The following is a 16,341-nucleotide window of genomic DNA, read 5'->3' on the forward strand; positions in this document are numbered from 1 at the left end:
CCAACATGGCTGAAGTCCAGCGCTTTCACGTCGGCCCGCGCCTCAGCGAAACGGCCGTCCACAACGGCACCGTCTACCTCGCCGGCCAGGTGCCTGACGACACCACGGCCGACATGCGCGGCCAGACGCAGCAAGTGCTCGGGATGATCGACCGCCTGCTGGCCGAGGCCGGCAGCGACAAGACCCGCATGCTGATGGTGCAGATCTTCCTGCCCGACATTGCCGACATCACCGTGATGAACGAGGTATGGGATGCCTGGGTCGCGCCCGGGCACACGCCGCCCCGGGCCACGGTGCAGGCCAAGCTGGCCAATGCGGCCTACAAGATCGAAGTGGTCGTTACGGCCGCGCAGCTGTAGTTCCGTTCCAGGAGCACCGCGAAACCGGTGCGCGCAGTGCGCCAAGCGCGGGGCGAACTCAGTACCGCTTCTCGAGGACCATCTGGTCCGTGTCGCGTCGCATCGAGAAGTGGTTGATGAAGCTGTTGCCCAGCAGCACGTAGGGCATCGGCTGGGGCGACACGACAGCATCGATGTCATGGACCTCGACGTCGCCCACGCGCACAGAGCCCAGCCGTACTCGATATCCCTGGATCACGCCGTTGGCCGTGTTCATCTGCACGGCGGTGCCCTTCTGGAAGTCGAGCCCGATTCGCAGCGCATCGGCGGACGACAGCGACACGCTGGTCGCGCCGGTGTCAAGCATGAAGCTCACCGGGCGCCCGTTGATCATGCCGCCGCTCATGAAGTGTCCGCGGCTGTCGCCTGTCAGCACGATGCGCGTGCCACCAGCCCCGCCGCCACCGGAGGCACCGACGCTCACCGGCGTGTCCATTCGCAGCCCGAGCCGCTTGCCGCCCATCTCGACCTGCGCCTGGTCCGACTGGACCGATACGACGCGCACGCCCTGCCAGGTCTCGCCCACCGCCACCGTCTTGGGTGCACCGCCGTTGATGATGAGGATGGCGCGGCCGCCGATGGTGCCGGTGAGCATCACCGACTCGGCATGCGCCAGCAGGGTGGCCGACAACAGGGCCGCGGCAAGGATGGTTCGACGCAAGATCAGTCCCGGAAGTTGTTGAAGCTCAGCGGCATGTCGGGCAGGTCTTTCTTGATCAAGGCCATCGCCGCCTGCAGGTCGTCGCGCTTGGCGCCGGTCACGCGTACCGCATCGCCCTGGATGGCGGCCTGCACCTTGAGCTTGCTGTCCTTGATCAGGCGCTGGATCTTCTTGGACTGCTCGCTTTCGATGCCGCTCTTGACCTTGATGACCAGCTTGACCTTGTCGCCGCCGATCTTCTGCACGTCGCCCTTGTCGAGGAAGCGCACGTCCACGCTGCGCTTGGTGAGCTTGTTGCGCAGGATGTCCTCGACCTGCACCAGCTGGAAGTCGGCATCGCCGATGAGCGTGATGTCCTTGTCCTTGAGCTCGATGGCGGCGGAGGTGCCCTTGAAATCGAATCGCGTGGCGATTTCCTTGGCCGTGTTTTCCACGGCATTCTTGACTTCGGGGAGATTGGGTTCGCAGACGGTGTCGAATGAGGGCATGTCATGCCTCCTGTAGGGCAAATGGCGCGGGGTGAATGCGACAATTCTCCCATGATCGTTGAGCACAATGTCCCGCTGCAGCCGTACAACAGCTTCGGCATCGTGGCGCGTGCGCAGCACCTCGTACGCATCGCCTCGGAGGCCGATGTGCTGGCGCTGCTGGCCGATGCGGCATGGAGCGGAGCGCCCAAGTTCGTGCTCGGCGGGGGCAGCAACATCGTGCTGACCGGCGACGTCAAGCCACTGGTGCTGAAGGTCGAGATCAAGGGCCTGCGCCTGGTCGAGGAAACGCCGCGCGCCTGGATCGTGGAAGCCGGCGCGGGGGAAAACTGGCACGAGACGGTCGAGTGGACGGTGGACAACGGTTTTCCGGGCCTGGAGAATCTCGCGCTGATTCCTGGCACGGTCGGCGGTTCGCCGGTGCAGAACATCGGCGCCTACGGTGTCGAGTTGCAGGACCGGTTCGAGTCGCTCGATGCCATCGCGCTGGACACCGGCCGTACTTTCTCTCTCGACGCGGCGCAGTGCGCCTTCGGTTATCGCGACTCGGTGTTCAAGCACGTTGCCAGCGGAGCCAACAGCTTTGGCCTTGCGGGCCGGGCACTGATCACGCGGGTGCGCTTCCGCCTGCCGAAGCCGTGGAAGGCCGTCACGGGTTATCTTGACCTGGAACGCAAGATGGCCGAAACCGGCAACTTCACGCCCAATGCGCGCGAGGTGTTCGACTGGATTTGCGCCATTCGCCGCGCCAAGTTGCCCGACTGGCGGCAACTCGGCAATGCGGGCAGCTTCTTCAAGAACCCGACGGTGACGCCGGAGCAGTGCGCCGACATCATCGCCCGCGACCCGAAGATCGTGCATTACCCGATGGCCGACGGCAGCATCAAGCTGGCGGCCGGCTGGCTCATCGATGCATGCGGATGGAAGGGTAAATCGGTGGGCAATGCGGGCGTCTACGAGAAACAGGCGCTGGTGCTGGTCAACCGCGGCGGCCGAACCCATCCGGTTACCGGCGGCGAGGTGATGACGCTGGCAAAGGCCATCCAGACCAGCGTCTACGAGCGATTCGGCATCCTGCTTGAACCCGAGCCCGTGGTCGTGTAGCCAAATGGGCGGGCATTGATCGGAATGTCGACAATGGGCGTATTGCCGACACTCAACTTTCGCCGCCGCATCAATTTGCTGGTGTGGTCGCGCAGGATGATGTGGCTGCTGCCGGTGCTTGCGCTGTCCACGCGGCGGGCAAGCCTTGTCGTCGTGGCGGTCGTATTTTCGTTGTTCCTCGCGGGCGCGCTGAAGGCGTGGGAAGGCAGCCTGCGCCGTCGATTTATCCGTGAGGCCGAATTCCCCCGTTTCCTCGTCGGCAAGCTCCTGGCCGCGTTTCCGCAATTGCAGCGGCGCGATACGGATCTGGTGTTGCGCGGCCTGCGCCAGTTCTTCATGGCGCACTTGCGTTCCGGCCGAAAGTTCGTGGCGATGCCGTCCAAGCTGGTGGACGAGGCGTGGCACGAATACATCCTGCACACGCAGGGCTACCAGCGCTGGTGCGCGGCGGCCTTCGGCGGCATGCTGCATCACACGCCGGCCGAAGTCCTCGGCCGCGATGCGCGGCGCAACGACGGTCTTCGCCGAACGTGGTACTGGGCCTGCAAGGAGGAAAGCATCGACCCGCGCAAGCCGACCCGACTGCCATTGCTGTTCGCGCTAGACGGCAAGTTCGATGTGAAGGGCGGCTTCAAGTACACCCCGGATTGCAACGCGATCGACCGCGCTGCCGGTTCCGACGCCTATTGCGGCACCAGCTTCAGCGATTCCGATTCGGGCTCTGGCGATGCGGGCGGATTCGGCGGCAGCGAGTCATCGTCTTCGTCTGACGGAGGAAGCAGTGGCGGTGATGGCGGCAGCGACGGCAGCGGGTCAGGCTGTGGGGGCGGTTGCGGCGGGGGCGATTGAAATGGAACACCCCCGAAGCGCCTGCGGCGCTTCCCCCTCAAGGGACCTCAAGGGGGCGCACCCAGCGGCCCGGCAGAGCCGGTTCCGCGGGTGCCCACGAACAGACTTCGCTATGCTCGTCCTGGTTTCATGCGTCGCGGATCACGCGATAGCGCGGTGGAAAACGGATTTGACTCATATCATTCAGCAGCAAGGCGCAAAAAAAGCCACCCGAGGGTGGCTTTTGGTCGCATGGATCTGGATGCTCAGCCGAAGTGGCAGATATAGCTGTAAGGCTCGCCCGTCACGCGGATCTGGAACGACGAATCGCCCGGCACACTGAACTTTTCGCCCAGGCCGGCCTTCTTCCACTCGGTGGTGCCGCTCAGCAGGTACTCGCAGGCGCCGCCGGTGCCTTCCATGATTTCGGGCGCGCCGGTATTGAAAGTCAGCGTCGACGGCAGGATCACGCCAACGGATTTGCGGGTCCCATCGGCCAGCGTGAGGCTGTGGCTCACGCATTTGCCGTCGAAGTAAACATTGGCCTTGGTGGCGACGGCCACGCTTTGGATCGTTTCAGTCATCACCCGAGTTTACCCAGCGTGCAAGGGCTTTAGCGCCAGCCGCGATGCCAGCCACCGCCCCAACCGCGCGAGTAGCCGAAGTTGAGCGAAAGGCCGATCGGGGCGACAGCGAGCCAGGGCGAAGCGTAGCCATACCCATAGCCGTAGGCCGGCTGCACGTACATGGGTTGCCCATACATGGGTTGCCCGTAGGCGGGTTGCGCGTAGACCGGGGCGCCGTAAACCGGCGGGGGCGCCGCACCGGCTCCGACCACCACACCGGGTTGCACCTCCACGTTGTCCCAGTTCTGCGGATTGGCGTTATCCGTGAGGGGCGGCTGGTTGGGCACCGGCGAGGTGGCCACGCCCATCGGGCTCATCTGCAGCGCGATGGTCTGGCCGGGCGGGCTGTCCGTGCGGGTGGTGTAGCGCTGGCCGGCATATTCGTAGGTCACGCTGTAGCCGGCGGGACCGTTGGCGTCGCGTATCGGGGTACTCGAAATGACGCGGGCGGACACTTGCTGGGCCTGCGCCAGCGATGCCGTGCCGGCAAGTGCCCCGACGAGGGCGAGGCCGAAGAAGGTTCGGATGGCAATACGCATGAAAAAATCTCCTCAAAAACGCGGAACTTCCGCGTGTCCAGGCCGTTGGATGCGGTCCGCCGCGCCGGGTTCACTGCTTCACATTTGTTTGCCTGACTTCGCCGGAAGCTTTCCGGGAGAAAGGGCGGCCCATTCGGCAGTCTCGAAGCCGACAGTCACAACGCTCGCGGGCTGCCATTCGACGACCGGGCGCTTGATCAATGTCGGATGGGCGGCCAATACGGCACGCGCCGACGCCGCATCGACCACCGAATCGCGGGTGACCGCGTCCAGTTGCCGCCAGGTGGTGCCGCGCCGGTTGAGCAGGGCCTCCCAGCCCGGCGCCTGTAACCAGCGGTCCAGCGCGGCGTCTGGCAGGCCGTTCTTGCGGAAATCGTGAAAGACGTAGGGCACGTCTTGCGCGTCGAGCCAGGTACGGGCGCGCCTGACCGTGTCGCAGTTGGAAATGCCGAAAAGGGTTGTTGTCATCCCGGAATGATGCCGCGTCAGCGTGTCGGCGACAATTCCGCCCGCCATGGAAACCCTCGCCGACTGGCTCGCGCATTGCGAGCGACTGCACGCCAAGAACATCGATCTCGGTCTGGACCGCGTGCGCGCCGTGGCCGACCGGTTGGGCCTGCGCTTCGATTGCCCCGTGATCACGGTGGCGGGCACCAACGGCAAGGGTTCGACCTGCGCCATGCTCGAATCGATCCTGCGGCATGCGGGCTACCGAACCGGGGTCTACGGCTCGCCGCACCTGGTGCATTTCGAAGAGCGCCTGCGGCTGCGTGGCGAGTCGGTCGATGCAGCCGTGCTGCTGCCGCATTTCGCGGCGGTCGAGCAGGCACGCGAGGCGACCTCGCTCACGTATTTCGAATTCACCACGCTGGCGCTCCTGCATTGCATGGCGGCCAGCAACGTCGAGGTCGCCATCCTCGAAGTCGGCCTGGGCGGCAGGCTCGATGCGGTCAACATCGTCGACGCCGACTGCGCCGTCATCACCAGCATCGACCTCGACCACATGGATTTCCTCGGGCCCGATCGCGAGAGCATCGGCTTCGAGAAAGCCGGCATCCTGCGTGCCGGCCGACCCGCCATCGTGAGCGACCCGATGCCACCGGACAGCGTCATCGCACATGCGCAAGCCATCGGCGCCGACCTTTGGCGTTTCGGTCGCGATTTCAATATGGCGGGCGACAAGCAGCAATGGGGCTGGACTGGCCGCGGCCGGCGCTACAGCGGCCTGGCGTATCCGGCGCTGCGCGGCGCCAACCAGTTGATCAATGCGGCTGGGGTGCTGGCCGCACTGGAGGCGTTGCGGCCGGTGTTGCCGATCACCGCGCAGGCGGTGCGCACAGGGCTGGCCATGGTCGAGTTGCCCGGCCGCTTCCAGATCGTGCCGGGCGAGCCCGCGCTGGTGCTCGACGTGGCCCACAACGGCCATGCGGTGGCGGCGCTGGCCGAGAACCTCGACGCGATGGGCTTCTATCCGACCACGCACGCAGTCTTCGGCGTGATGGCCGACAAGGATCTGGGCCCGATCTTCGCGCGCATCGGGCCGCTGATCGACCGCTGGTACTTCACCGATCTGCCCACGCCGCGCGCCGCGCCGGCCGCGGATCTGCTGGCGCGATGGCAGTCGCAAAACACACGCAAGGATGCGTCCGGCACGGCATGCGCCAACCCCATGCAGGCCCTGCAGGCGGCCATCGATCAGGCGGACCCCGCTGATAGAATCGTGGTCTTCGGATCGTTCTTTACCGTCGGCGGCGTGCTCGAGCACGGGACACCCCGCCTGCAGGCCAAACACCTGTTGCGGGACACTTGAAAACGGGCCTGAAAGGACCTGACAAGCCCTGATATCCGCCGCATCATCACACCACGCTGCCCTCCCTCAGGAATCGAACTTTCATGGCGTTTTTCAAGTTCCGCGCAAGCGGCTCGCAAGGCAACGAAGCCCGCAACGTCGTCGCCGGTGCGGCGCCTGCGGAAAGCGTCGAGACCATGCGCCGCCGTGCTCGCCACCGCCTGCTCGGTGCGGCCGTGCTGGTGCTGCTCGGCGTTGTCGGATTCCCGCTGCTGTTCGACACACAGCCGCGCCCGGTTTCGGTCGACATCCCGATCGAGATCCCCGACCGCAACAAGGTCAAGCCGCTCGCGCTGCCGGCCGCGCCTGCACCGACCACGTCGGCCGCGCCGGCCAAGGATGGGTCGACCCATGTGGCGACTGTTCCCGCGAATGGCGGCATCATCACCGAGGCCGCCGACGGCACGGAAATCCTGCCGTCGAAACCGGTGGCCGATGCCGCACCCAAGCGGGACCCGAAGCCGGAACCGGAACCGAAGCCGGAGGCCAAGGCCAAGCCGGAACCGAAGCCGGAGGCCAAAGCCGAACCCAGGAAGGCCGAGGCCAAAACTGAATCCAAGTCGGAACGCAAGCCAGAGTCCAAGCCGGAGCCCAAGCCGGAGCCCAAGGCGGAAGCGAAGGCAGATGCCAAGCCAGCCAAGCCCGCAGCCAGCGACGACGCTGCGCGTGCGCGTGCGCTGCTTGACGGCCGGTCCGCCGATGCCGCGTCCGCCAAGGCTGCTTCGGTCGCCGACGAGGCAGGCCGCTTCGTCGTGCAGGTCGGTGCTTTCGCTGATGCCGACAAGGCGCGCGAAGTGCGCCAGAAGCTCGAGAGGGCTGGCCTGAAAACCTCTATGCACGTCGCGAAGACGGCCGACGGCGAACGCACGCGTGTGCGTGTCGGCCCGTTCAGCACGCGCGCGGATGCCGACAAGGCGGCCGCCCGCGTCAAGGGCCTCGCGTTGTCCGCGGCCGTGCTCACGCTGTAGCTGCGCGTTCCGTGGCGTTGCTGGATTGGGTAGTCGTCGCGCTGCTGTTGCTGTCTGTGTTGGTCGGCACGGTGCGCGGCCTGGTGTTCGAGTTGATGTCGGTGGCGGGTTGGGTCGTGGCTTTCATCTGCGCGCAGTGGTTCGCCGATCCTGTCGCGGCCTGGCTGCCGGGCGGTTCGCCCGATGCCGCCTGGCGCTATGCCGCGGCTTTCGTGCTCGTGTTCGTGGCGGTGGCCTTTGCGGCCGGATTGATTACCGCGTTGGTGCGCAAGATGGTTGTGGCAGCGGGTCTGCGGCCTGTGGATCGCACCCTGGGTGCCGCTTTTGGTCTTGTGCGTGGCGCCGTCGCGCTGCTCGCGGTGGCCACTGGGATCCACCTTTTTGCGCTGAGCGACGGTGCGTGGTGGCGCGAGTCGCGCAGTGCCACTGTTCTGGATACGGCCTTGCAGGCGATCAAGCCTGCATTGCCAGAGAAATTGGCAAGCTATTTGCCCTGAGAGGATCGCTTCATGTGTGGAATCGTCGGCGTTGCCAGCAACGCCCCCGTCAATCAGTTGCTCTACGACGCGCTACTGCTGTTGCAGCATCGCGGACAGGACGCTGCCGGCATCGTGACCTTGCTCGAACGCAAGTTCTTCATGCACAAGGCCAAGGGCATGGTGAAGGACGTCTTTCGCACCCGCAACATGCGTGCGTTGCCCGGCAACGTGGGCCTGGGCCAGGTGCGCTATCCGACTGCGGGCAATGCCTACAGCGAGGAAGAGGCGCAGCCTTTCTACGTGAATGCACCGTTCGGCATCGTGCTGGTGCACAACGGCAATCTCACCAACGCACATGCGCTGCGTGCCGAGTTGTTCTCCACCGACCATCGCCACACCAACACCGAGAGCGACTCCGAAGTGCTGCTCAACGTGCTGGCAAACGAACTGGAGCGTGCCACCCGCGGCGTTCCGCTGCGCACCGCTGAAGTGTTCACTGCGGTCAAGAGCATGAACAAGCGGCTCCGCGGCTCATACGCCGTGGTGTCGTTGATCTCCGGCCACGGCTTGCTCGCTTTCCGCGATCCTTACGGGATTCGCCCGTTGTGCCTTGGCCGCAACGCCGAAGGCACGGTGATGGTCGCCAGCGAATCCGTCGCGCTCGAAGGCCTCGGCTTCAAGTTCGAGCGCGATATTGCGCCTGGCGAAGCGGTGTTCGTCGACTTGCAGGGGCAGGTGCATTCACACCAGTGCGCCGAGGCGGCGACGCTCAACCCGTGCATCTTCGAATTCGTTTACCTTGCACGGCCTGACTCGACGCTGGATGGCATCTCGGTCTACCAGGCGCGCCTGAACCTCGGCGAGACGTTGGCCAAGCGCGTCGTCTCGACAGTTCCCCCGAGCGACATCGACGTGATCATCCCGATCCCGGAATCGAGCCGTCCGAGCGCGACGCAACTCGCGCACCTGCTCGGCATTCCGTACCGCGAAGGCTTTGTCAAGAACCGCTACGTCGGCCGCACCTTCATCATGCCGGGGCAGGGCGAGCGCAAGAAATCGGTGCGCCAGAAACTCAATGCCATCGCGAGCGAATTCAAGGGCCGCAACGTGCTGCTGGTCGATGACTCCATCGTGCGCGGCACCACCAGCCGCGAGATCGTGCAGATGGCCCGCGATGCCGGCGCACGCAAGGTCTATCTGGCCAGTGCCGCACCGCCGGTGCGCTATCCCAACGTGTACGGCATCGACATGCCGACCAAGGGCGAACTGGTGGCGCACGACCGCACGGTCGAGGAGATCCGCGCGCTCATCGGTTGCGACGCGCTGATCTACCAGGACGTCGACGCAATGAAGCGCGCCGTGATGAAGGCCGCGCCCGCCGCTGCGGGCTCGTCGAAGTTCGCGGGCTTCGAAGCCTCATGCTTCGACGGCGTCTACGTAACCGGCGACATCGACACCGACGCGATCAACCGCATGAACGACAACCGCCCGCGCATCGAAGAGACCGAGGAAGACGCCTCGCGCCTGGCGCTGCCGAATCTCAACTGAAAGACCCCGTGACAGATCGATCATTGCCCGCGGGCTTGCACCGCGACACGTTGGCGGTGCGCACGGCGCTGGAACCGAGCCAGTACGGCGAGAACTCCGAGGCCCTGTTTCTCACGAGCAGCTTCGTGCAGCCGGACGCCGTAACCTCGGCGCGGCGCTTCGCGGGTACGGAGGAAGGCTTCACCTACACGCGCACTTCCAACCCGACCGTGACCAGCTTCGAGCGCCGCCTTGCCGCGCTCGAAGGCACCGAGGCGGCCATTGGCGCATCGAGCGGCATGGGCGCAATCCTCATGATGTGCATGGGCTTGCTCAAGGCCGGCGACCATGTGGTGAGTTCGCGTTCTTTGTTCGGCTCGACCTTCAATCTCCTGGGCCGCGAGTTCGCGAAGTTCGGCGTCGAGACGACGTTCGTCTCGCAATCCGACGTGGCCGAATGGCGTGCCGCCGTGCGGCCCAACACCCGCCTGCTGTTTGCCGAGACGCCGACCAATCCGCTGACCGAGGTGTGCGACATCCGCGCGCTGGCCGACATTGCGCACGGCGTCGGCGCGCTGCTTGCGGTCGACAACTGTTTTTGTTCGCCGGCATTGCAGCGGCCTGTCGAGTTCGGTGCTGATCTCGTGCTGCATTCCGGCACCAAATACCTCGACGGGCAGGGCCGCGTGCTGGCCGGCGCCATTTGCACAAGCGCGAAGCTTGTCAATGAGGTGTTCGGCCCGGTGGTGCGCACCGCCGGCATGGCGCTGTCGCCATTCAACGCATGGGTTGTGCTGAAGGGCCTTGAAACACTGGGCCTGCGCATGAAGGCGCATTGCGACAACGCGCTGGCGTTGGCGAAATGGCTGGAGACGCAACCCGCGGTCGAACGCGTCTACTACCCCGGCCTCGCGTCGCATCCGCAGCATGCGCTGGCCATGCAGCAGCAATCGGGGCAGGGCGGTGCCGTCGTTTCGTTCGACGTGCTCGGCGACACGCCTGACGAAGCGCGCGCGAATGCATTCCATGTAATCGACAGCACGCGCGTCCTGAGCATCACCGCCAATCTCGGCGACACCAAGACCACCATCACCCATCCGGCGACCACATCGCATGGCCGCCTCTCCGAGCCGCAACGCCAGGCGGCCGGCATCGGCCAGGGCCTGATCCGCATCGCGGCCGGCCTCGACCACATCGAAGACATCCAGGCCGACCTGCTGCGTGGCTTCGGCACGCTCGCAAGTTGACTCACACATGACCCGAAAAATCAGAACCCGCATCGCGCCTTCTCCCACCGGCTTCCTGCATCTCGGCACCGCCCGCACCGCGCTCTATTCATGGGCATACGCGCGCCACCATGGCGGCGAATTCGTGCTGCGCATCGAGGACACCGACGTGGCCCGCTCGACGCAGGAATCGACCGACCAGATCCTCGCCTCCATGCACTGGCTCGGCCTCGACTATGACGAAGGCCCGATCTACCAGATGCAGCGCCTGGCGCGCTACCAGGAAGTGATCGCGCAAATGCTCGCGGCCGGCACGGCCTACCACTGCTATTGCACGCCTGAAGAACTCGAAGCCATGCGCGAGGCGCAACGCGCGCGCGGCGAGAAGACGCTGTACGACAGACGCTGGCGCCCTGAGCCCGGCAAGGTATTGCCGCCCGTGCCGCAAGGCGTGCCGCCGGTGGTGCGCTTCTGCAACCCCATCGAAGGCGACGTGACCTGGAACGACCTGGTCAAAGGCCCGATCACCATCAACAACCGCGAGATCGACGACCTCATCATCCAGCGGCCGGACGGTGTGCCAACCTATAACTTCGCCGTGGTGGTCGACGACTCGGACATGGCGATCAGCCATGTATTCCGCGGCGACGAGCACATCAACAACACACCGTGGCAGATCAACATCTTCAACGCGCTCGGCGCACCGCTGCCGGAGTTCGGCCATGTGCCCGTAATTCTTGGCGACGATGGACAGAAGCTCTCGAAGCGCCGAGGCGCCGTGAGCGTGACCGCTTACGAAGAGAACGGCTTCCTGCCGGAAGCCATGTTGAACTACCTCGCACGCCTCGGCTGGAGCCATGGCGACGATGAGCTGTTTTCGCGCGAGCAACTCGTGCAATGGTTCGACGGTTCGCACCTATCCAAGAGCCCTGCGCAATGGGATGTGGCCAAGCTGAGCTGGGTCAATGCGCACTACATCAAGCAGACGGACAACGCGGCGCTGGCCGAACTCGTGAGCGCACAGCTGAAGAAGCGGGGCATCACTGCCGATGGCCGCCTTCCCGACATCTGCGCGCTGTTCAAGGACCGTTGCGACACAACAGTCGCGCTCGCCAACTGGGCTGCGGGTTTCTACGCCGATGTGACTGCCAGCGAGGCCGATCGCGCGCAACACCTGACCGAAGCGGTCAAGCCCGCGGTCGCGGCACTCGCGGACAAGTTGGCGGACATCGCCTGGGACAAGCCGACCATCGCGGCAGCCATCAAGGAAGTGCTGGCGGCGCAGGGCCTCAAAATGCCGGCGCTCGCCATGCCGGTTCGCGTGCTGGTTCTCGGAACGCCACAGACGCCGTCGCTGGACGCGGTGCTCGCACTGTTTTCTCGCGAAACTATTTTGGTGAGATTGAGAAAGGCCTAATTTTCGGGCTATAATTCGAGGCTCGACACGTATGAGCAGGGCTCAACGCAACGAACGGATATTGGGGGTATAGCTCAGCTGGGAGAGCGCTTGCATGGCATGCAAGAGGTCATCGGTTCGATCCCGTTTACCTCCACCATTCAAAAGTCGAGTCGGAAGATGTTCCAAGGTTTTGACCCTATCGTCTAGAGGCCTAGGACACCACCCTTTCACGGTGGCTACCGGGGTTCGAATCCCCGTAGGGTCGCCAAATTGACTTCGGTCAGCGAGGCACAAGTTGCAGCACTTGACTCTGTCTTCAGAGTGAACGTTGTCTACCAGGAGTGGTAGTTCAGTTGGTTAGAATACCGGCCTGTCACGCCGGGGGTCGCGGGTTCGAGTCCCGTCCACTCCGCCAGTTTTATTGAGTTTGTTGCTATCAAACTCATAGCATTGGAATAAGAATCCAGTGTTTTTGGAATAAGAGGCTACCCCGCTGCGGGGTGGCCTTTTTTGTTTTCCGACGGTCGTGATGCCGCGCGATCACGGCATCGCTGACATGCAAAGTCGCGCTCTTTGTGTCGGTATCGCCGCGGTCCAACTTTTCGCTCACACCTTTCGGCCGGCAGTCCTGCAGGCTGAAATGCTTGAATGGCAGTTCCAGGAAGTCCCTTGAAGCCGCCACCGGATTCCCAGATTCGGAGCCCGTTGCGACTTTCGTTGGTTGGGCGCAGAGACCTGGGCCGGTCCCTGTTCGCCGCCGTCTTTCCCGAGTTCATCGCCCGCGAAGGACCGGGCCCGCGAGGCCGAAGGCGAGGACTGGGACCTCCGCGCCTTGACGGCCAGGCACCGCGGGCTACGGTCGCGGGAGAAAGCGATGGACTTGGGGAAAGACGATCAGCGGCCGACGGGCCAGGGAATGCACTGAAACCAACGCCGCGCGGCGAGCGCCCTGCGTGCCGCAGGCACGCCTAGATGGAGGGAACCAGAGCGCGCAGCGCATCATCGGCACATGGCACAGGCCGATCAGGCAAAGCCTGTTGGCGACATTGCTGGGCGCAAACGCAGTGCGTCGGGGATGGGCTGAAAAGCCGATCCCTCGTAGGGCAAACGGAGCGCGCAGGCGTCAGCCGACCGTAGGGAGGGAACGATGGAAGCCCGGCAGGGGCGAGCCGCATGGCAGCTCGATGCTACGCACGACAGCGCGGCCCGGCGATGCCGGGAGACGCAAAGACAGTTGGATAGGGATCCACCAAGCCTTGATGCGCTCGTCACGCTTCTGCTGCCCGGGCCCGCGCAAGTCGCCGTCCTGCTCACACCTCACCGGCCGGCAATCCTCACGTTGCTGGAGGCTTCCTGACCTCGAACGACCAAGGCTTGCGAGAACGTAAGCGGCCGAGCAGCGAACAGGTGTCCACGCGCGGAACGACATGCGAGCATGGCAGCCCCACATAAGTCCTTAATAAAAACTTATTAAGTTGCTAATTAGGACTTTTGTCTTTACGATCAGTGTTCCTCTTTCGCTGAACGCTACCCATGCCAAGTACGAATCTCAATGAGCCCATGTGTTCGATCGCCCGTTCGCTCGATCTGCTGGGTGACCGTTGGGCACTGTTGCTCATTCGAGAGGTCCTCTTTGGTACCCGGCGTTTCGACGACTTTGCGGCACATCTTGGAATCGCCCGCAATGTGCTGACGCAGCGCCTCGCAAAGCTGGTTGAGGCGGGGGTTCTCGTACAGACTCCGCTCAAGATCGAGGGCCGCCGCTTGGGCTACAGCTTGAGCCCGATGGGCGAAGACTTGGTGCCTGCCTTGATCGCCTTGATGCAATGGGGGGACCGGTGGCTGCACAGCCCCGAGACCGTGCCCATCAAAGTGATTGAGCGCAGCAACGGCAAAGAAGTACGGCGGCTGCAAATCCGTGACGCGAGCGGCAGTCCGCTGGCGGTCAAGGATCTCGACTGGACGCCAGGCCCCGGTGCAAGCCATCCTGCCATCGCCGCACTCGTGCGTGCCTATGAAGCGCAGCGGGTGAGCGAGGCCAGACCGATCCCCCCGGTGAGCAAGCCGGCAGCCGAAAAACTGAAGGCCAGATCGAAGGCCTCCAAGGCGGCATGACGGCAAAGCACTGCACCTTCCAGAGGGACCGGTCCAACATGCCCGGTTGAGATCACGTTTTCAAGTTTCGTTGCCACGAACGCCTCAAGGCGTCGGCCACAGGTATTTAAAGGGAGTCGAAGTCATGCATCAGCGTATTGCGGACGCACCGAACAAGACGGTCAAAGGCTGGGAGCGTTTCCCCCGTCTCTGCCGTTACATGATCCGGACCCGGTATTCCCACCACGTCGTTCACCACCGCCGGACGTTCAAGCAGGACCACGTCACGCAGTTCCAATCCGAGTCGGAACGGGAAGCGCTGGATCGCGAGTTGGCGGACCGTGGGCACCACGGCCAGATCATTCAACGCTCGGGCTATGCAGTTCGCCTGCATGGCAGTGGCGCGCTGGTCTTCATCGCGCCACTGCTGCCGGCCATCCCGCTCACATCCTTCACGTTGGGCTTGTGGGGAACGTTGGGCAGTTGCGTTGCCTTGGCGCTCCCACCGCTGTTCAGTCATTTCATTCATCCGTATCTGCACATGCCGCATGCAAGGGCGGTGCGCGAAGCTCCGCGCGCGACGGCCTGGTTGCTGAGACGCTGGTACTTCAGGTCGATGGCGCGCAACCACTATATGCACCACCGCTACGTGGCCTCGAATTTCAACCTGGTTCTCGGCGGCGATGTGTTGCGGCGGAGATACCGCCCGCCCGCCGAGACTGACCTCCGCGAAATGCAGCGGCTGGGCCTGCGGATCGACTAACCCCATTTCCACGAAACCGCAATGAACCTGATTCTTCGAATGCTCTGGGTATGGTTCCTGTCGCTGCGTCGCGAGCGCCTGCCCGTCGGCGTGGCCGAGACCCGGTTGCGCCTGATCACGCTGCCCAACGATCTTGACCTCAATCTGCATATGAACAACGGTCGCTATCTGACGATGGCCGACCTGTCCCGAATCGATCTATTCCTGAGGACCGGGCTCGTATCGGTCATGAGAAAGGAGAAATGGGCGCCGATCATCTCGGAGCACACGATGATCTACAAGCGTTCGCTGAGGCTCTTCCAGAAGTTCGAGGCGGTGATGCAGCTGACCCACTGGGATGATCGTTGCTTCTACATGAGCCACCAGTTCTTGGTGGGAGAACGTGTGGTGGCCGAAGGCACATCTGTCGGCGTCATCCGCGGACGTGACGGCGTCATCGCACCGGAACGAGTCCTCGATCGACTGCGGGTCGAGCGGGGACTGGCATGAATGGCATGACGGCAGTTCAGGTGGAAGACTGCGTCTTGTCGCCGTCGGCGCGAGCATGGTCTGCGATGGAAGCGGCCGCGTTCATGACCGAGTTGCGGAGTGAACTGCGAAGCGCAGGAGTGTTCAGGGGCGACGCCTTGGGCTACTGGCTGCGGGGCCTGTGGGTGCTGGGCGTCACCACCTGCGTGTGGAGCGCGTTCGTTCTTGTCGATTCGTGGGCTGCGCGAATGACTATCGGCGCTCTTGCCGGTTACATCGGCGTGCAGGCCTCGGCCATCGCCCATGAAGCCGGGCACGGAGCCGTCACGCGTGACAGAAAGTTGAGTTGGTTCGTCGGCCGATTCTTCATGACCTTTGTGATCGGTGCGTCATACAGCGCCTGGGTGAGGCGTCATGGCGCACACCACATCCATCCCAATTCACGGCAGGATCCGGATGTTCGCCCATCATTCTTCAGCTTCAACGAGACGGACGCCATCGCCGCCCGAGGATTGGCCGGGTGGTGCACTCGAAACCGGCATCGAGCGGGCGCTGCTTGTCGGTGCCAGGCTTGGGAATGAACCTTCGCCTGACGGGCAGCGCCCGATATCCGCCGCTATGAACCCGTGCATGCAGGTCTTGGAGGGTGCCCTCCATCCCCGCCTCGTAGTCCTCCCATGTCACGCCATCAACCCCGGGGGCGGCACGGCGCTTGAGCGCCAGGAATGCGTCCCTCAGTAGTTCGACCGTCACGTGGTGTAGCAGCGCAGTGAACTTCTCCTTCTTCCACTGCCTCGCAGCGTTCGTACGGGCCCCCCGATGGCCACGTCAAACTGCTCCACCTGTGGCCACCCAAACTGCTCCAGGCAGGACGGGCGGATTATGCAGTGACGGGGGTTAATGCGATGCGTGCAGCGGCCTCCT

At 64.1% G+C, this 16,341-nt stretch carries 18 protein-coding genes and 3 tRNA genes; 16 read left to right on the forward strand and 5 right to left on the reverse strand.

Going from position 1 to position 16,341, the window contains the following annotated elements; translation table 11 throughout:
• Window positions 1–5 precede the first annotated feature (5 nt).
• On the forward strand, window positions 6–359 hold the full coding sequence (locus WKW80_RS29930; RefSeq protein WP_340367233.1) for a RidA family protein: 354 nt from the start codon (window positions 6–8) through the stop codon (window positions 357–359).
• A gap of 58 nt (window positions 360–417) precedes the next feature.
• Here the strand turns inward: WKW80_RS29930 and WKW80_RS29935 are convergent, their stop codons facing one another.
• Window positions 418–1,059, reverse strand: a complete 642-nt coding sequence (locus tag WKW80_RS29935) for a retropepsin-like aspartic protease family protein (RefSeq protein WP_340367234.1) — start codon at window positions 1,057–1,059, stop codon at window positions 418–420.
• Window positions 1,060–1,061: 2 nt separating this feature from the next.
• Window positions 1,062–1,547 (reverse strand): YajQ family cyclic di-GMP-binding protein, encoded by a 486-nt coding sequence (locus tag WKW80_RS29940; RefSeq protein WP_340367235.1) that lies wholly within the window; start codon window positions 1,545–1,547, stop codon window positions 1,062–1,064.
• A 51-nt stretch (window positions 1,548–1,598) separates the two neighbouring features.
• Here WKW80_RS29940 and murB point away from each other — a divergent pair, with 51 nt between their 5' ends.
• Both murB and WKW80_RS29950 read left to right on the forward strand, forming a co-directional pair.
• Entirely contained in the window at window positions 1,599–2,651 is a 1,053-nt protein-coding gene (gene murB / locus WKW80_RS29945; protein ID WP_340367236.1) for a UDP-N-acetylmuramate dehydrogenase, read from the forward strand.
• Window positions 2,652–2,684: 33 nt separating this feature from the next.
• Complete coding sequence (locus tag WKW80_RS29950) at window positions 2,685–3,500, forward strand: glycine-rich domain-containing protein (RefSeq protein ID WP_340367237.1); 816 nt, start codon at window positions 2,685–2,687, stop codon at window positions 3,498–3,500.
• A gap of 245 nt (window positions 3,501–3,745) precedes the next feature.
• On the opposite strand, the gene ppnP is transcribed toward WKW80_RS29950, so the two are convergent.
• The 3 genes from ppnP to WKW80_RS29965 form a co-directional block, all read right to left on the reverse strand.
• Window positions 3,746–4,066 (reverse strand): pyrimidine/purine nucleoside phosphorylase, encoded by a 321-nt coding sequence (gene ppnP, locus WKW80_RS29955; protein WP_340367238.1) that lies wholly within the window; start codon window positions 4,064–4,066, stop codon window positions 3,746–3,748.
• 26 nt (window positions 4,067–4,092) lie between these two features.
• On the reverse strand, window positions 4,093–4,644 hold the full coding sequence (locus tag WKW80_RS29960) for a hypothetical protein (RefSeq protein ID WP_340367239.1): 552 nt from the start codon (window positions 4,642–4,644) through the stop codon (window positions 4,093–4,095).
• A 78-nt stretch (window positions 4,645–4,722) separates the two neighbouring features.
• Window positions 4,723–5,160 (reverse strand): ArsC family reductase, encoded by a 438-nt coding sequence (locus WKW80_RS29965; RefSeq protein ID WP_340367240.1) that lies wholly within the window; start codon window positions 5,158–5,160, stop codon window positions 4,723–4,725.
• Between WKW80_RS29965 and folC the strand changes: the two genes are divergently transcribed.
• From folC to WKW80_RS30030, 13 genes are all read left to right on the forward strand, one after another.
• Window positions 5,159–6,454, forward strand: a complete 1,296-nt coding sequence (gene folC / locus WKW80_RS29970) for a bifunctional tetrahydrofolate synthase/dihydrofolate synthase (protein WP_340367241.1) — start codon at window positions 5,159–5,161, stop codon at window positions 6,452–6,454. The genes WKW80_RS29965 and folC overlap by 2 nt on opposite strands.
• A gap of 83 nt (window positions 6,455–6,537) precedes the next feature.
• Window positions 6,538–7,461, forward strand: coding sequence for an SPOR domain-containing protein (locus WKW80_RS29975; RefSeq protein ID WP_340367242.1), 924 nt, complete (start codon window positions 6,538–6,540; stop codon window positions 7,459–7,461).
• Window positions 7,462–7,472: 11 nt separating this feature from the next.
• Window positions 7,473–7,958: a CvpA family protein gene (locus tag WKW80_RS29980; protein WP_340367243.1), complete on the forward strand. Its 486-nt coding sequence runs from the start codon at window positions 7,473–7,475 to the stop codon at window positions 7,956–7,958.
• A 12-nt stretch (window positions 7,959–7,970) separates the two neighbouring features.
• Window positions 7,971–9,488, forward strand: coding sequence for an amidophosphoribosyltransferase (purF, locus tag WKW80_RS29985; protein WP_340367244.1), 1,518 nt, complete (start codon window positions 7,971–7,973; stop codon window positions 9,486–9,488).
• Between the two features lie 8 nt (window positions 9,489–9,496).
• On the forward strand, window positions 9,497–10,714 hold the full coding sequence (locus tag WKW80_RS29990; RefSeq protein WP_340367245.1) for an O-succinylhomoserine sulfhydrylase: 1,218 nt from the start codon (window positions 9,497–9,499) through the stop codon (window positions 10,712–10,714).
• A gap of 7 nt (window positions 10,715–10,721) precedes the next feature.
• Window positions 10,722–12,110, forward strand: coding sequence for a glutamate--tRNA ligase (gene gltX, locus WKW80_RS29995; protein WP_340367246.1), 1,389 nt, complete (start codon window positions 10,722–10,724; stop codon window positions 12,108–12,110).
• 63 nt (window positions 12,111–12,173) lie between these two features.
• Window positions 12,174–12,249, forward strand: a tRNA-Ala gene (locus WKW80_RS30000).
• A gap of 35 nt (window positions 12,250–12,284) precedes the next feature.
• A tRNA-Glu gene (locus WKW80_RS30005) sits at window positions 12,285–12,360 on the forward strand.
• A gap of 70 nt (window positions 12,361–12,430) precedes the next feature.
• Window positions 12,431–12,507, forward strand: a tRNA-Asp gene (locus WKW80_RS30010).
• 1,118 nt (window positions 12,508–13,625) lie between these two features.
• Window positions 13,626–14,207 carry a winged helix-turn-helix transcriptional regulator gene (locus WKW80_RS30015; protein ID WP_340367247.1) on the forward strand — a complete coding sequence of 194 codons (582 nt, stop codon included), beginning with the start codon at window positions 13,626–13,628 and terminating at the stop codon, window positions 14,205–14,207.
• A 124-nt stretch (window positions 14,208–14,331) separates the two neighbouring features.
• A complete protein-coding gene (locus WKW80_RS30020) occupies window positions 14,332–14,949 on the forward strand; it encodes a hypothetical protein (RefSeq protein ID WP_340367248.1) in 618 nt (205 codons plus the stop codon).
• A 21-nt stretch (window positions 14,950–14,970) separates the two neighbouring features.
• Window positions 14,971–15,438, forward strand: coding sequence for a thioesterase family protein (locus WKW80_RS30025; RefSeq protein WP_340367249.1), 468 nt, complete (start codon window positions 14,971–14,973; stop codon window positions 15,436–15,438).
• Entirely contained in the window at window positions 15,435–15,998 is a 564-nt protein-coding gene (locus WKW80_RS30030) for a fatty acid desaturase (RefSeq protein ID WP_340367250.1), read from the forward strand. The genes WKW80_RS30025 and WKW80_RS30030 overlap by 4 nt, the downstream gene beginning before the upstream one ends.
• The last annotated feature ends 343 nt before the right edge of the window (window positions 15,999–16,341 follow it).

It is taken from the genome of Variovorax humicola (genome assembly GCF_037889915.1).
Taxonomy (GTDB): Bacteria; Pseudomonadota; Gammaproteobacteria; order Burkholderiales; family Burkholderiaceae_C; genus Variovorax; species Variovorax humicola.

Excerpts from the sequence above, each read along its gene's own strand:
- WKW80_RS29975 (WP_340367242.1), top strand. The coding sequence starts at position 6,538 with ATGGCGTTTTTCAAGTTCCGCGCAAGCGGCTCGCAAGGCAACGAAGCC.
- WKW80_RS30030 (WP_340367250.1), top strand. The coding sequence starts at position 15,435 with ATGAATGGCATGACGGCAGTTCAGGTGGAAGACTGCGTCTTGTCGCCG.
- folC (WP_340367241.1), top strand. The coding sequence starts at position 5,159 with ATGGAAACCCTCGCCGACTGGCTCGCGCATTGCGAGCGACTGCACGCC.
- gltX (WP_340367246.1), top strand. The coding sequence starts at position 10,722 with ATGACCCGAAAAATCAGAACCCGCATCGCGCCTTCTCCCACCGGCTTC.
- WKW80_RS29965 (WP_340367240.1), bottom strand. The coding sequence starts at position 5,160 with ATGGCGGGCGGAATTGTCGCCGACACGCTGACGCGGCATCATTCCGGG.
- WKW80_RS29940 (WP_340367235.1), bottom strand. The coding sequence starts at position 1,547 with ATGCCCTCATTCGACACCGTCTGCGAACCCAATCTCCCCGAAGTCAAG.
- WKW80_RS29960 (WP_340367239.1), bottom strand. The coding sequence starts at position 4,644 with ATGCGTATTGCCATCCGAACCTTCTTCGGCCTCGCCCTCGTCGGGGCA.
- WKW80_RS30015 (WP_340367247.1), top strand. The coding sequence starts at position 13,626 with ATGCCAAGTACGAATCTCAATGAGCCCATGTGTTCGATCGCCCGTTCG.
- WKW80_RS29930 (WP_340367233.1), top strand. The coding sequence starts at position 6 with ATGGCTGAAGTCCAGCGCTTTCACGTCGGCCCGCGCCTCAGCGAAACG.
- WKW80_RS30020 (WP_340367248.1), top strand. The coding sequence starts at position 14,332 with ATGCATCAGCGTATTGCGGACGCACCGAACAAGACGGTCAAAGGCTGG.
- WKW80_RS30025 (WP_340367249.1), top strand. The coding sequence starts at position 14,971 with ATGAACCTGATTCTTCGAATGCTCTGGGTATGGTTCCTGTCGCTGCGT.
- murB (WP_340367236.1), top strand. The coding sequence starts at position 1,599 with ATGATCGTTGAGCACAATGTCCCGCTGCAGCCGTACAACAGCTTCGGC.
- purF (WP_340367244.1), top strand. The coding sequence starts at position 7,971 with ATGTGTGGAATCGTCGGCGTTGCCAGCAACGCCCCCGTCAATCAGTTG.
- WKW80_RS29950 (WP_340367237.1), top strand. The coding sequence starts at position 2,685 with ATGGGCGTATTGCCGACACTCAACTTTCGCCGCCGCATCAATTTGCTG.